At 69.6% G+C, this 15,015-nt stretch carries 12 protein-coding genes; 7 read left to right on the plus strand and 5 right to left on the minus strand.

What is annotated here, in order from left to right:
- Nucleotides 1–210 precede the first annotated feature (210 nt).
- Nucleotides 211–504: a DUF4193 domain-containing protein gene (locus QE410_RS06970; RefSeq protein ID WP_055837222.1), complete on the plus strand. Its 294-nt coding sequence runs from the start codon at nt 211–213 to the stop codon at nt 502–504.
- Here QE410_RS06970 and QE410_RS06975 read toward each other — a convergent pair.
- Nucleotides 479–970, minus strand: coding sequence for a DUF3093 domain-containing protein (locus QE410_RS06975; RefSeq protein ID WP_307329738.1), 492 nt, complete (start codon nt 968–970; stop codon nt 479–481). The genes QE410_RS06970 and QE410_RS06975 overlap by 26 nt on opposite strands.
- A 12-nt stretch (nt 971–982) precedes the next feature.
- Here QE410_RS06975 and dut point away from each other — a divergent pair, with 12 nt between their 5' ends.
- The 5 genes from dut to dxs all read left to right on the plus strand — a co-directional run bounded on the left by dut (nt 983) and on the right by dxs (nt 8,122).
- Nucleotides 983–1,438, plus strand: coding sequence for a dUTP diphosphatase (gene dut / locus QE410_RS06980; protein ID WP_307329742.1), 456 nt, complete (start codon nt 983–985; stop codon nt 1,436–1,438).
- A complete protein-coding gene (locus tag QE410_RS06985) occupies nt 1,435–2,067 on the plus strand; it encodes a DUF3710 domain-containing protein (RefSeq protein WP_307329745.1) in 633 nt (210 codons plus the stop codon). The genes dut and QE410_RS06985 overlap by 4 nt, the downstream gene beginning before the upstream one ends.
- Nucleotides 2,064–2,819, plus strand: a complete 756-nt coding sequence (locus QE410_RS06990; protein ID WP_307329748.1) for a DUF3159 domain-containing protein — start codon at nt 2,064–2,066, stop codon at nt 2,817–2,819. Before QE410_RS06985 ends, QE410_RS06990 begins: the two co-directional genes overlap by 4 nt.
- Nucleotides 2,820–2,952: 133 nt before the next feature.
- Nucleotides 2,953–5,793 (plus strand): aconitate hydratase AcnA, encoded by a 2,841-nt coding sequence (acnA, locus tag QE410_RS06995; RefSeq protein WP_307329750.1) that lies wholly within the window; start codon nt 2,953–2,955, stop codon nt 5,791–5,793.
- 379 nt (nt 5,794–6,172) lie between these two features.
- Nucleotides 6,173–8,122, plus strand: coding sequence for a 1-deoxy-D-xylulose-5-phosphate synthase (gene dxs / locus QE410_RS07000; RefSeq protein WP_307329753.1), 1,950 nt, complete (start codon nt 6,173–6,175; stop codon nt 8,120–8,122).
- A 319-nt stretch (nt 8,123–8,441) separates the two neighbouring features.
- Here dxs and QE410_RS07005 read toward each other — a convergent pair whose 3' ends face one another.
- The 4 genes from QE410_RS07005 to QE410_RS07020 all read right to left on the minus strand — a co-directional run bounded on the left by QE410_RS07005 (nt 8,442) and on the right by QE410_RS07020 (nt 13,580).
- Complete coding sequence (locus QE410_RS07005; protein ID WP_307329756.1) at nt 8,442–10,580, minus strand: 3-hydroxyacyl-CoA dehydrogenase NAD-binding domain-containing protein; 2,139 nt, start codon at nt 10,578–10,580, stop codon at nt 8,442–8,444.
- The gene (locus QE410_RS07010; protein WP_307329758.1) at nt 10,577–11,785 is read right to left on the minus strand and encodes a thiolase family protein; all 1,209 of its coding nucleotides are present in this window, start codon (nt 11,783–11,785) and stop codon (nt 10,577–10,579) included. Before QE410_RS07010 ends, QE410_RS07005 begins: the two co-directional genes overlap by 4 nt.
- A gap of 72 nt (nt 11,786–11,857) precedes the next feature.
- Nucleotides 11,858–13,054 (minus strand): HRDC domain-containing protein, encoded by a 1,197-nt coding sequence (locus QE410_RS07015; protein WP_307329761.1) that lies wholly within the window; start codon nt 13,052–13,054, stop codon nt 11,858–11,860.
- Nucleotides 13,047–13,580 (minus strand): DUF3000 domain-containing protein, encoded by a 534-nt coding sequence (locus QE410_RS07020; protein ID WP_373459368.1) that lies wholly within the window; start codon nt 13,578–13,580, stop codon nt 13,047–13,049. The genes QE410_RS07015 and QE410_RS07020 overlap by 8 nt, the downstream gene beginning before the upstream one ends.
- Before the next feature lie 82 nt (nt 13,581–13,662).
- Here QE410_RS07020 and QE410_RS07025 point away from each other — a divergent pair, with 82 nt between their 5' ends.
- Complete coding sequence (locus QE410_RS07025) at nt 13,663–14,868, plus strand: S9 family peptidase (RefSeq protein ID WP_307329766.1); 1,206 nt, start codon at nt 13,663–13,665, stop codon at nt 14,866–14,868.
- The last annotated feature ends 147 nt before the right edge of the window (nt 14,869–15,015 follow it).

The following is a 15,015-nucleotide window of genomic DNA, read 5'->3' on the forward strand; positions in this document are numbered from 1 at the left end:
CTCCGATCTGCGGTCAGCGCCCATGCTGACATGCGCGCGGCGCGCATCACGGAATATCGCGGGCGCGCCGCGAGTTTCACGCCTCGCCCGACATGCACACGCCCGCAAGAGCATTTGCTTATCGAAGACGTGTCATGCAAACTATGGCCGCCCGATCGGGCACCCGATGGGGCACAGCACCACGAATTCCGGAAGTTGAGACCTGCACGCATGGCAACCGATTACGACGCACCGCGCAAGACCGAGGACGACAGCGAGTCGATCGAGGCCCTCAAGGAGCGCGTGCCCGACAAGGCGTCGGGGTCGATCGACAACGAGGATGCCGACAACCCCTCGGGCTTCGAACTGCCCGGCGCCGACCTCTCCGACATCGAGCTCGACGTCGTCGTGCTCCCCGCTCAGGAAGACGAGTTCACCTGCATGAACTGCTTCCTGGTGAAGCACCGCTCGCAGATCGCGGAAGAGAGCGGCCCCGGCTTCATCTGCCTGGAGTGCGCAGCCTGACCTGAGCGCGCTGGATCGCCGCCACCAGGCGATCCGGCGTGCGGGTGGAGATCACCCATGACGGCGTCGGGTCATCGGGATCGATGACCGGCACCACGACGATGCCGTCGATGCCACCCCGGATGACGTGCCACGCCCGACGGTCGAGACCACTCCCGCGGGCCGTACGCGCCTCTTCTGCGACGACACCCGACGGCGAACCGAGCAGCGCGACGGGGATGTGCGCACGCCCGGCACGCAGCTCGCCGCCGCTCACCTCGACCACGGGCGATACGGCGAGCAGGCCCGCGACGATCGCGACCGACACGACGAGTCCGATGAACAGGGCGAGCGTGGTGTCGAGCGGGGAGAACACCACAGCGGCCATCGGCCCGCACACGGCGGCGGCCGCCAGAGCCCACAGGGATGGACTCAGACGCTCGCGGTACTCGATTGCGGTGCGGATGCCGCACCCCCTCTTCTGCATTACCCTCGTGGGGTGACCGAAACGGTGGATGTCCTCATTGTCGCATCCGAGTCCCCGCTCTTCGCCCACCCGGGCGACGCCGGGGCCGACCTGACGGCTGCCGAAGCCGTGCGGCTGGAGCCCGGTCGCCGGGCTCTCGTGTCGACGGGCGTGCGGATCGCGCTGCCGGAGGGCCACGCGGCGTTCGTGGTGCCGCGCAGCGGCCTGGCGGCCAAGCACGGCATCACCATCGTCAACTCTCCGGGGACGATCGACGCGGGTTACCGCGGCGAGATCAAAGTCGCGCTGCTGAACACCGACCTCGACGAGGCCTACGACATCGCGGTCGGAGACCGCATCGCCCAGCTCATCGTGATGCCCGTCCCGCCCGTGCGCTTCGTCCCCGTCGACGAACTTCCCGACAGCGTGCGCGGCGACGGCGGTTTCGGATCGAGCGGATACCAGAGCCTGCAAGGGAGCACCCGATGACCGACGACGAGACGCAGACCACCCCCGAGGTGGAACAGGCGGCCGGCCCTGCGGCGCCGCCCGTCAAGAGCGCGCCCATCGACCGTGAGAGCGCGGGCCCCTTCGACGAGTCCGAGGCGAACCCGGTGCGCCCCTACATCGACCTGGGCGGCATCAAGATCCTCCCGCGCGAGGGCCTCAACCTCCGCCTCGAGGTCGAGGAGCAGACCAAGCGCATCGTCGCCGTCGGTCTCGACTACGCCGACTCGACGCTGCAGGTGCAGCCCTTCGCCGCCCCCCGCACGAGCGGCCTCTGGGAAGAGACGCGCGAGCAGATCCGTCAGCAGGTGAAGCAGCAGGGCGGTCGCGTCGAGGAGCGCGAGGGTCCGCTCGGCCCCGAGCTGCTCGCCGAAGTGCCCGTCACGGGCGGCGCCGACGCCGATTCGAAGCGTCTGGCGAGGTTCGTGGGTGTCGACGGTCCGCGGTGGTTCCTGCGCGGCGTCGTCGGGGGAGCGGCGACCAGCGACATCGAGGCCGCGGCCGCGGTCGAAGACCTCTTCCGCTCCATCGTCGTCGTCCGTGGATCCTCGCCGATGCCGCCGCGCGATCTGATCCCGCTCCGGATGCCGGCCACCCCCGGCACCGCATGAGCGACGACACGACCAGGCCGGGGCCCGACGGCGACCGGGTGCCGCTCGATCCCCCCTCCGCCGCCGACAGCGTCGGTGCGGCGCTGGGCAACGCGGCACGGCGCGCGGGGCTCGACCCCGCGGCGCACGGCTCCACCGGAGCGGCCGTGTGGTCGGCGATGGGGGGAGTGCGCGGCATCCTCGAATCGGTGCTGCCGTCGCTGGCGTTCGTCGTGCTGTTCACCCTCACGATCGACCCGGAGACGCGCCAGGGCAACCTCTGGCTGAGCCTCGGGGTGTCGGTCGGACTCGCGGTCGTGTTCACCCTCGCGCGGCTGATCGCGAAGTCGCCGCCGAGCGCCGCGATCGGCGGCCTGCTCGCCACCGCCGGTGCCGCGGTGCTGGCGCTGGTGACGGGGCGCGGGCAGGACAACTTCGTCTTCGGCTTCTTCACCAACGGCGCCTACGGCACGGCCTTCCTCGTCTCGGCGCTCATCGGCTGGCCGCTCATCGGCCTGGCCGCGGGCTACCTGCTGGGCGAGGGCACGCGATGGCGGGCGGACCGCCGCAAGCGTCTGGCTTACACCTGGCTGTCACTGGCGTGGGCGGCGCTGTTCGCGGCGCGGCTGATCGTGCAGCTGCCGCTGTATTTCGCGGGCGACGTCACCGCGCTGGGCACGCTGAAGATCGTCATGGGCTTGCCGCTGTTCGCCCCGATGCTCGCGGTGACGTGGCTCGTAGTGCGTTCTCTCTCACCTCGCCGCGAGTCCTGATATTATCTTGACATCAAGATAAATCCGTCCGTCCGCACGGTTAGGTCGACCTTCCTGGAATCGGCTCCGCCACGCGGGGAAGATGGACGACAGCGGGCCGACGCCTGCGCATTCGCCGACGAAGGAGACGATCGTGTCCACGGTTGACAGCTTCGGTGCCAAGAGCACCCTGACAGTCGGCAGCACCGACTACGAGATCTTCCGTATCGACACGGTCGCCGGTCACGAGAAGCTCCCCTTCAGCCTCAAGGTGCTGCTGGAGAACCTGCTTCGCACCGAAGACGGCGCCAACGTCACGAAGGAGCAGATCGAGGCCCTCGGCTCGTGGGTGCCCACGGCCGACCCCGACACCGAGATCCAGTTCACGCCCGCGCGCGTGGTCATGCAGGACTTCACCGGTGTTCCCTGCATCGTCGACCTCGCCACCATGCGCGAGGCGGTCACGGCGCTGGGCGGCGACCCCAACAAGATCAACCCGCTCTCGCCCGCCGAGATGGTCATCGACCACTCCGTCATCGCCGACCTCTTCGGCAGCGAGAACGCGCTCGAGCGCAACGTCGAGATCGAGTACGAGCGCAACGGCGAGCGGTACCAGTTCCTGCGCTGGGGCCAGACGGCGTTCGACGACTTCAAGGTCGTCCCCCCGGGCACCGGCATCGTGCACCAGGTCAACATCGAGCACCTGGCCAAGGTCATCTACGACCGCACCGTCGACGGCGTGCTGCGCGCCTACCCCGACACCTGCGTCGGCACCGACTCGCACACCACGATGGTCAACGGCCTGGGCGTGCTCGGGTGGGGCGTCGGCGGCATCGAGGCCGAGGCCGCGATGCTCGGCCAGCCGGTGTCGATGCTCATCCCGCGCGTCGTCGGCTTCAAGCTCTCGGGCGAGATCCCCGCCGGCGTGACCGCGACCGACGTCGTGCTCACCATCACCGACATGCTCCGCAAGCACGGCGTGGTCGGCAAGTTCGTCGAGTTCTACGGCGAGGGCGTCGCCTCGGTGCCGCTGGCCAACCGCGCCACCATCGGCAACATGAGCCCCGAGTTCGGCTCGACCGCCGCGATGTTCCCCATCGACGACGTCACGCTCGACTACCTGCGTCTCACCGGCCGCGACGAGCAGACCGTCGCGCTCGTCGAGGCGTACGCCAAGGAGCAGAAGCTCTGGCACGACCCGGCCCGTGAGCTCGTGTTCAGCGAGTACATGGAGCTCGACCTCGGCACCGTCGTGCCCTCGATCGCCGGTCCGAAGCGCCCGCAGGACCGCATCCTGCTCTCCGAGGCCAAGAACCAGTTCGAGAAGGACATCCTCAACTACGCCGGCGGCGCGGTGTCCGACTCGGTCGTCGACCTCGAGGTCGACGGCACGTTCCCGGCATCCGACCCGGGCTCCGTCCCCGGCGAAGAGCACGAGCACGTGACCGAGAGAGAGGTGCTGATCTCCTCCGGGCACCCCGCCAACGCGTCGAATCCGGTCAAGGTCACCACGCCCGAGGGCCAGTCCTACCTGCTCGACAATGGTGCGGTCACCCTCGCGGCGATCACCTCGTGCACGAACACGTCGAACCCCTCCGTCATGATCGCGGCCGGCCTGCTCGCCAAGAACGCCGTCGACAAGGGCCTGAAGCGCAAGCCGTGGGTCAAGACGACCCTCGGCCCGGGCTCCAAGGTCGTCACCGACTACTACGAGAAGTCCGGCCTCGACAAGGCGCTCGAGGGCCTCGACTTCTACACCGTCGGCTACGGCTGCACGATCTGCATCGGCAACTCCGGCCCGCTGATCGAAGAGGTCTCCGAGGCGATCAACGAGAACGACCTCGCCGTCACCGCCGTCCTCTCGGGCAACCGCAACTTCGAGGGTCGCATCAGCCCCGACGTGAAGATGAACTACCTGGCATCCCCGCCGCTGGTGGTCGCCTACGCCCTCGCCGGGTCGATGAACTTCGACTTCGAGACCGACGCCCTCGGTAAGGACCAGAACGGCGACGACGTCTTCCTCAAGGACATCTGGCCCGCGCCCGACCAGGTGCAGACCATCATCGACGCGTCGATCTCGCGCGAGCAGTTTATCCAGCAGTACGCCACCGTCTTCGAGGGGGACGAGCGCTGGAAGAACCTGCCGACGCCGACCGGCCCGGTCTTCGAGTGGGATGCCGACTCGACCTATGTGCGCAAGGCTCCCTACTTCGACGGCATGTCGATGGAGCCGTCGCCGGTCACCGACATCACCGGTGCACGCGTCATGGCCACCCTGGGCGACTCGGTCACGACCGACCACATCAGCCCGGCCGGCAACATCAAGGCCGGCACCCCGGCCGCGCAGTACCTCACCGAGCACGGTGTCGCGCAGAAGGACTTCAACTCCTACGGCTCGCGCCGCGGCAACCACGAGGTCATGATCCGCGGCACGTTCGCCAACATCCGCCTCAAGAACGAGCTCACCGCGGCGGTCAACGACGGCACCGTCGTCGAGGGCGGGTACACCCGTGACTTCACGCAGGAGGGCGGCCCGCAGTCGTTCATCTACGACGCGAGCAAGAACTACCAGGATCAGGGCATCCCGCTGGTGATCTTCGGTGGCAAGGAGTACGGCTCGGGCTCGTCGCGCGACTGGGCGGCCAAGGGCACGAACCTGCTCGGCGTCAAGGCGGTCATCACCGAGAGCTTCGAGCGCATCCACCGCTCCAACCTCATCGGCATGGGCGTCGTGCCGCTGCAGTTCCCGGCCGGCGAGAGCTGGAAGTCCCTGGGCCTCGACGGCACCGAGATCGTCTCGATCGAGGGCATCGAGCAGCTCAACGAGGGCGTCACGCCCAAGACCGTGAAGGTCACCGCCGAGCCGAGCGAGTTCTCGCCCGAGGGCAAGCAGACCATCACGTTCGACGCCGTGGTCCGCATCGACACCCCCGGTGAGGCCGACTACTACCGCAACGGCGGCATCCTGCAGTACGTGCTGCGTTCGCTGGTCTGATCCCGCACGCACCGTCCGAGCGCCCGTCCCGATCCGTCGGGGCGGGCGCTCGCGTGTCGCCGAGACCGTCGCATCCCCTCGAAAAACGGTCGCCGCCGGCAGAAACGCCCCGTGCCCGCGTTTATCGCCGCAACAGGCGTTTATCGGTGCAGCGAACTTCGGTGCGGCGCGGTCTCGTCGGCGCAGCGGACGTTTCTCGCGCGCGGGCCGGTGCTGTGCGGTTTCGTCGGCGCAGCGGGCGTTTCTCGCGTGGGCGATCGGATGCCAGCGCGCACCGCTGCGAGACCGCCCCGCAAGCCGTTGCCGGGCCGCTGTCAGCCCCCGAGACTAGAATCGACAGATGCGCAGGCCTCTGCGCGCACCGCACGAGAGGAGTCGTATGGCTCTGCTGCCCGGCATTCACGGACCCCGCAATCTCGACGCGCTCACCCCCGACCAGCTGCGTCAGCTGGCCACCGAGGTGCGTTCGTTCCTCGTCGAGAACGTCGCCCGCACCGGCGGACACCTCGGGCCCAACCTCGGTGTCGTCGAGCTGACGATCGCCCTGCACAAGGTGTTCGACTCGCCGTCAGACCCCATCATCTTCGACACCGGCCACCAGTCGTACGTGCACAAGATCCTCACGGGCCGGCAGGACTTCTCCGAGCTCCGCTCTCGCGGCGGTCTCGCCGGCTACCCGCAGCGCTCTGAGAGCGAGCACGACGTCGTCGAGTCGTCGCACGCCTCGAGTTCGCTGAGCTGGGCCGACGGTGTGTCCCGCGCGTTCCACCGCACCGGGCGCCGCGACCGTCACGTCGTCGCCGTCGTGGGTGACGGCGCCCTGACGGGCGGCATGACGTGGGAGGCGCTCAACAACATCAGCGACGACAACGACCGCAACCTCGTCATCGTCGTCAACGACAACGGCCGTTCCTACGCCCCGACGATCGGCGGCATGGCGCGCTACCTCAACCGGGTGCGCACCAACGACGCGTACCGCACGCTGCACCGCGGCTCCGACACGCTTTTCCGTCGTCTCGGGCCCGCCGCGCGCGCGGTCTATCGGGGTGTGCGCGGAGGAACGCACGGCTTCCTCTCGCGCTTCACCAACAACGAAGCGCTCTACAGCAACCTCGACATCAAGTACCTCGGCCCCATCGACGGCCACGACTTCGAGTCGCTCATCGAGACCCTCGAGCTGGCGAAATCGTACGGTGCGCCGGTCATCGTGCACGCGATCACCGACAAAGGCAGCGGTTATGCCCCGGCCATGAGCGACGAGGCCGACCAGTTCCACGCCGTTGGCAAGATCGACCCGATCACCGGCGAGGCACTCGGTGCGGGCGGCGGACTGCAGTGGACCGACGTCTTCGCCGAAGAACTCGTGACGGTCGGCGCCGAGCGCCACGACGTGATCGCGATGACCGCGGCGATGCTGCGTCCCACGGGTCTGCAGCAGTTCGCCGAACGCTTCCCCGAGCGCGTGTACGACGTCGGCATCGCCGAGCAGCACGCCGTGGCATCCGCCGCCGGTCTCGCCTTCGGTGGCCTGCACCCCGTCGTCGCCATCTACGCGACGTTCATGAACCGCGCGTTCGACCAGGTGATGATGGATGTCGCGCTGCACAAGGCCGGCGTCACCTTCGTGCTCGATCGCGCCGGCGTCACCGGCCCCGACGGCCCGAGTCATCACGGCATCTGGGATCTCGCGATGCTGCAGTTGGTTCCCGGCATCCGCATCGCCGCCCCCCGCGACGCCGCGCGCCTGCGCGAGGAGTTCCGCGAGGCCACCGCCGTCGAAGACGCGCCCACGGTGGTCCGCTACCCGAAGGGCAAGGTGCCCGCCGACCTCGAGGCGATCGAACGCCTGCCCGACGGCGTCGATGTGCTCGCCCGCGGCGGCGGAGAAGACGTGCTGCTGATCGGCATCGGCCCGATGGTGCACCTCGCGATGGAGGTCGCCGAGCGGCTCCGCGCGCAGGGCATCGGGGCGACGGTGATCGACCCGCGCTGGGCGATTCCGGTGCAGCCGTCGATCGTCGACCTCGCCCGCGAGCACCGCCTCGTCATCACCATCGAAGACGGCATCCGCGTCGGCGGCGTCGGCACGCGGGTGCGCCAGGTGCTGCGCGAGGCCGGCGTCGACACGGCCGTCGACGAGCTCGGCATCCCCGACGAGTTCATCGACCACGCCACGCGTGAGCAGATCCTCGAAGACGCCGGCCTGACGGCATCCAAGATCGCCCACGACGTCGTCGCCCAGGTGCTCGGCACCCGCATCCCCGTCGCGCGGCAGACGCCGACCGGCTCGATCCCCACGATGGACGAATGGGAGAAGTCGCGCCCCTGAGCCGCTGACGAACGGGCCGGGATGCCGACATCCCGGCCCGTTCTTCGCGCCCGCGCGTCACCAGAACAGGGGATGCCACGAGAACAGGCCGGACAAGCTGGCATCGCTCTCTTCTCGGTGCACCGGCCTGCTCTCATGACCGGTCGAACTTCCCGCGCGTCTCCGCCGCCTAGCGACCAGAACAGGGGATGCCACGAGAACAGGCCGAACCAGCTGCTATCGCCATGTTGTCGGCGCACCGGCCTGTTCCCATGACGAGGGCCGGCACGAACGACGGCGGCGCCGCCCCCGGAGGAGCGGCGCCGCGTAGCGAGCCGGATCAGTCGCCGATGCCGCGGATGGGCGGGTGGTGGAACGTGTCGCCGAAGGCGCGCTCCGACGCCCCCTCGCGGTCGAGGTAGGGCGACGCTCCGCCGTCGATGAAGGGCCAGCCGGCGCCGAGGATGAGGCACAGGTCGATGTCCTGCACCTCGGGGACCACGCCCTCGTCGAGCATGATCTTGATCTCTTGCGCCAGACCGTCCTGCACGCGAGCCAGGATCGTCTCGGGCGCCACCGGGGTCTTGCCGGTGACGAGCACCTTCTGCGCGGCTTTTGTCCACCCGGTCACGCGGCCGCCCTTGTCTTTCTCGACGACCTCGGGCAGCGCCGCGAGCTCGTGGAAGTTCTCGGATGCGAAGAACCGGTCGGGGAAGGCGTGCGCCATGGTGTCCTGCACATGGGCGGCGACCTTCCAGCCCACGAGGTCGATGAGCTGGAACGGTCCCATCGGCAGGCCGAGGGGCGCGAACGCCTTCTCCACCGTCGCGATGGGGGTGCCCTCGTACACAGCTCGCGCTGCCTCGCCCATGACCTTCGCCAGGAGGCGGTTCACGACGAAGCCCGGGGCATCGGCGGTGAGCACCGCGTTCTTGCCCAGGCCCTTCGCGACCACGAAGGCGGTGGACAGAGCCGCGTCGCTCGTGGCATCCGTCTTGACGACCTCGATGAGCGGCATGACCGCGACGGGGTTGAAGAAGTGGAAGCCGACGAGGCGCTCGGGGTGCTGCAGCACGGAGCCGATTTCGGCGACCGAAAGCGACGACGTGTTCGTGGCGAGGATCGCATCCTCCGCGACGATTCTCTCGATCGCGGAGAACACTTCCTGCTTGACCCCGACCTCTTCGAACACCGCCTCGATGACGAAGTCGCAGTCCGCGAACTCGGTGCGGTCGGTCGTCCCGTGCACGAGGGCCCGCAGCTGATTGGCGGTGTCGCCGTCCAGGCGGCCCTTCGCCTCGAGCTTGCCGATCTCCTCGTGAATGGATGCCACGCCCTTGTCGACGCGACCCTGATCGAGGTCGGTGATGATGACGGGCACCCGCAGCTTCCGCACGAACAGCAGCGCGAACTGCGAGGCCATGAGTCCGGCACCGATGATGCCGACTTTCGTGACCTTCTTCGCCAGCGTCTTGTCGGGTGCTCCGACCGGACGCTTCGCGCGCTTCTGCACGAGGTCGAACGCATACATGGATGCCGCGAACTGGTCGCCCGTGATGAGATCGGCGAGCGCTTCGTCTTCGCGGGCGAACCCCTCGGCCTTCGTGCCGTTCTTGGCCTTGTCGAGGAGGTCGAGGGCGACGTAGGGAGAGCGGGGGACGGTGCCGATCTTCGACTCGAGCATGCCACGGGCCATCTTGATCGCGATGGGCCACTTCGTCAGGCGCTCGAGCTTGCCCGGCTCGTTCTTGCGCTCGACGCGCACGCGGCCGGTCAGCACGCCGTCGGCCCACCGCAGCGAGTCCTCGAGGTAAGAGGCCGCCGGGAAGATGGCATCCATGATCCCGAGGTCGAAGGCCTGCTGCGGCTTGAGCATGCGGTTCTGCTTGAGCGGGTTCGAGATCACGACCTCGAGCGCGTTCTCGATGCCGATGAGGTTCGGCAGCAGGTAGGCGCCTCCCCAGCCGGGGATGATTCCGAGGAATACCTCGGGCAGCGCGATCGCCGCTGCCGAAGAGTCGACAGTGCGGTAGGTCGAGTTCAGCGCGATCTCGAGACCGCCGCCGAGGGCGAGGCCGTTCACGAACGCGAACGAGGGCACACCCAGGTCGGACAGCGAGCCGATGACCTGATGCCCGCGCTGCGCGATGAGCCGCGCGACCTCTTTCGACGGGAGCTTCGCCACGTCGGAGAGGTCGGCGCCGGCGGCGAGGATGTACTGCTTGCCCGTGATCGCCACCGCGTGGATCTCACCCGCGTCCGCCCGCTTCTTCAGCGTCGCGAGGGTCTCGCCGAGCTCGGCGAGGGTCGCGGGCCCGAGGGTGTTCGGGCGGGTGTGGTCGCGGCCGTTGTCGAGCGTGATCAGCGCGAGCACGTTGCCCGATGGCAGGCGCACGTCGCGGACGGGGGAGTGGGTCACCACCTCGTCGCCGGTGAGGGCGTCGAGGGGCGAGAAGTCGATCGTCGAGTAGTCGGTCACTTGCGCTTCTTCTTTCCGTCGAAGAACGGGTTCTCCCAGATCACCGAGCCGCCCTGGCCGAGGCCCACGCACATCGCGGTCAGGCCGTAGCGCACGTCGGGTCGCTCGGCGAACTGCGCGGCGAGCTGGATCATCAGGCGCACACCGGATGCCGCGAGCGGGTGGCCCAGGGCGATCGCGCCGCCCCAGGGGTTCACGCGCGGATCGTCGTCGGCGATACCGAAGTGATCGAGCAGCGAGATCACCTGGATGGCGAAGGCCTCGTTGAGCTCGAACAGGCCGATGTCGTCGATCGTGAGACCGGCCTTCTTCAGGGCCTTCTCGGTCGACGGGATCGGGCCGATGCCCATGATCTCGGGCTCGACGCCGGCGAAGGCGAACGACACCATGCGCATCTTGGGCGCGAGGCCGAACTCCTTCACGGCGCCGGCGCCGGCGAGCAGGCTGATCGTCGCGCCGTCAGTAAGAGGCGACGAGGTCCCCGCGGTGACGCGGCCGTGCGGACGGAACGGCGTCTTGAGCGTGGCGAGGCCTTCGAGGGTCGTCTCGGGGCGGCGTCCCTCGTCCTCGGTGGCGAGGCCCCAGGCGCCGTCGGCGTTCTTCACAGCGACCGGCACGAGGTCGGGCTGGATCTTGCCCGCCTCGTACGCCGCCTGCACCTTGTGCTGGCTGGCGACGCCGAAGCGGTCGGCGCGCTCCTTCGTGAGGTGCGGGAAACGGTCGTGGATGCGCTCCGCCGTCACGCCCATGTTCAGGGCACCCGGGTCGACGAGCTTCTCGGCGACGAAGCGGGGGTTGGGGTCGACGTTGCCGCCGATGGGGTGACGACCCATGTGCTCGACGCCGCCGGCGAGGGCGAGGTCGTACATGCCGACGCCGATCGAGGCACCCATGGTGGTGACGCTCGTCATCGCGCCCGCGCACATCCGCTCGATCGCCAGGCCGGGAACGGTCAGGGGCAGTCCCGCGAGGATCGCCGCCGTGCGTCCGAGGGTCAGCCCCTGGTCACCGGTCTGCGAGGTCGCGGCGATCGCCACGTCGTCGATCCGGTCCTTCGGCACGTCGCCGTTGCGCTCCATCAACCCGATGATCGCCTTGACCACCAGGTCATCGGCGCGGGTGTTCCAATACATGCCCTTTTCGCCGGCGCGCCCGAAGGGTGTGCGCATTCCGTCGACGAAGAAGACGTCCGTCATCTCGGCCACTCTGCCTCCTATGTTGGGGTTGGACCCAGCCTAGGAAGGGCGGTTTCGCGCCGAAGAATCGGTTGTCCGAACCTACGAATCCGCGCCGGGCGCCTCATCGACGGTGTTGACGGAAGCTACAAAGCTATCCGCGATCACCTGTGCAGTCTGGTCAACCTGCCAGGGGCGCGCGCCGAGCTCGGAGAGGGCGGCACCCACCGACTCCGCCGAGATCTCCGCCGGGGGCGCCCACGCCACGCGACGCAGCGTCTCGGGCGTCAGCAGGTTCTCGGTCGGCATCCGGAGCTCCTCCGCCCGCGCCTCGACGGCGGGGCGGGCCGCCTTGAGCCGGCGATCGGCCTCGGGGTTGCGATCGGCCCAGGCCCGCGGGGGCGGCAGGGTGTCGCTCGGCACGCGATCGGGGGGAAGCTCCGTCGACTCACGGCCGGCCACGATCGCGTTCCACCACCGGTCGAGCTGCGTGCGGCTCGCGCGCCCGTTGAACTCCTTGACCCCGGCCAGCGCCTGCTTGCTCGCAGGATCCGCCAGCACCGCCGCGACCAGGGCGCGGTCGGGCACGAGGCGTCCGGGAGCGACGTCCTGCTCGCGCGCGAAGTCCTCGCGGGCCTGCCAGAGGGAGCGGGCGACGGCCAGCGCGCGACGCCCGCGCACCGCGTGCAGTCCGCTCAGGCGGCGCCACGGGTCGTCGCGGGCGGGCTTGGGCAGGCGGTCGAGGACGGCCTGGAACTCCTCCCGGGCGAACTGCGTCTTGTGCTGCTCGTCGAGCTCCGCGGCGAGCACGTCGCGCACGTCGATGAGATGCTCCACGTCGAGGGCGGCGTACTCGAGCCAGGATGCCGGCAGCGGCCGTGTCGACCAGTCGGCGGCCGAGTGCGCTTTGGCGAGGGTGATCCCCAGGGTGTGCTCGACGACGGCGCCGAGGCCCACACGCTCATGACCGAGCAGGCGCGAGCCCAGCTCGGTGTCGAAGATCGACGGCGGCTCGAGCCCCCGCTCGCGCAGCGACGGCAGGTCTTGGCTGGCCGCGTGGAACACCCACTCGGTGTCGCCGATCGCCGCCTGCAGCGGGGCGAAGTCGTCGATGGTCGACGGGTCGAACAGGAAGACGCCGGCCCCACGGCGGAACACCTGGATCAGATACGCGCGCTGCGAGTAGCGGAAGCCCGACGCCCGCTCGACGTCGACCGCGACCGGGCCGCTCCCCGCGGCGAGGGTCTCACAGGCGGCGAGGAAGCCCTCGGCATCCTCGATGACGATGTACTCAACCACGCGGGGGCCTCCGGGCTCCGAGAACAGCGACGCCCTCCGACCCCGGGGGGAGGCCGGCGAGCATGCACACGAGCTCCGCCCACGCCTCCAGGTGCGGGCGGAAGGGACCGCGCGGCGACCACGACGCGCGAAGTTCGATCTGCGACCCCTCGCCCTGCGCGGCCAGCGCGCCGAAGCCGGTGGAGAGGGTCTTGGTGGCGGTGCCCGACTCGGAGTGCCGCTTCGCGCCTCGCGAGTCCAGAGCGTCGATGAGCCACGACCACGCCACCTCGGCCAGCAGGGGGTCGACGCCGATCTCCGGCTCGAGGGGGGCCTGCGCGAAACAGACGACGCGCCACGCGCCACCCCAGGGCTCGGGCTCCTCGGGATCGTGCAGCAGGATGAAGCGCCCCGTGCCGAAGGGCGAATCCGTCGCGTGCTCCTCGGGGCGCACGTCTCCGGCCAACGCCAGCGAGAACGGTGCGAGACCCGCCGGGGAGGGGATCTCACGGACCACGAGGTCTTCTCGGAAGCTCGTCGCGCGCATCTCGTCGGCGGTCCGCGCGAAGGGGCTGGCGGCCTCCGCCGGGCGCTGGTCACTCACGGCCACAGACTAGAGTGAGGCCTCGATGAACGGTCCCAGGCGCGCCGCAGGTCTGCGCGCAACGCAGCGCCGCGCCACCGGCATCCCGCTCGCCCTCTCGGTGCTCACCGTCGCGCTCGCCGCGTCGTCCGCCGCCCTGACCGCGGTGTCGCTGCGCGTGGCCCGGACCGTCGTGCGCCCCGCCGGACGTGTGCCCGACACCCGCATCGTCGGTCTCGACGCCGCCGCCCAGACCATCACCCTGGCGCGCACACCCGATACGGCGCTGCCGGGCCGGTACGGCCTCTTCACGGTCGGCTCGGTCGACTACCTGCGCCTGGGGTCCATCGTGGGTGGCGACGACGACACCGTGACCCGCAAGCTGCTGACGCACGTCGCCGCCGACGGCGACCTGGCTCCCGAAGCGGCGTTCAGCGGGTGGTACTACGACCGGCCCGACGATCTGCACCGCCCGTTCCGCACGGTCGAGATCGAAACCGGGGTCGGCCCGTGCCCGGCGTGGGAGTTCCCCGCCGCCGCTGACACCGACGTCTGGGCCATCCAGGTGCACGGCCGGGGCACGACGAAGGCCGAGGCGCTGCGGGCGGTGCCCGTCTTCCACGACCTGGGGATCACGAGCCTCGTCGTGTCGTACCGCAACGACGGCGAGGCCCCCAGGAGCCCCTCGGGCACGTACGCGCTCGGCGCCACCGAATGGCGCGACGTGGATGCCGCGATCGGCTACGCGCGCCGTCACGGCGCTCGGCGCATCATCCTCATGGGGTGGTCGATGGGCGGAGCCCTCGCCCTGCAGGCGGCATTCGAATCCCCGCACGCCGATGTCATCGCGGGTCTCGTCCTCGAATCCCCGGTCGTCGACTGGCGCACCGTGCTGCGTTTCCATGGACGCCTCATGCGGCTGCCCGCGCCCGTCATCGCCGTCGCACAGAGCGCGATCGCCTCGAACTGGGGAGCGACGGTGCTGCGCAGCGGCGAGCCGATCCCGCTCGACCGGCTCGACGGCGTCGCCCGCGCGCGCGAGCTGCGGCATCCGATCCTCGTGCTGCACAGCGACGACGACGGGTTCGTGCCCTCCGACGCATCCCACGCCCTCGCCGCCGCACGGCCCGACCTCGTCACGATGGAGACGTTCCAGGTGGCCCGCCACACCAAGCTCTGGAACTACGACGAGACGCGCTGGGTCACCGCCATCACCGACTGGGTACGCGCCCGGGGGCTGACGCGCGGCTGATCCCGGATGCCACGTCGGTGCGGCTTCAGCCCATCCGGTTCGGCGCCGCGCGCCCAGATGTCTGTGGTTCGGGGCGGGATCGGCCGGTCGGGGCGGTCGTTTCGCGCCCCAAGGCGCCAAGTCCGCCCCAAACCCGACGAGGCGAAC

This window comes from Microbacterium sp. SORGH_AS_1204 (assembly GCF_030818935.1).
Lineage (GTDB): Bacteria > Actinomycetota > Actinomycetes > Actinomycetales > Microbacteriaceae > Microbacterium.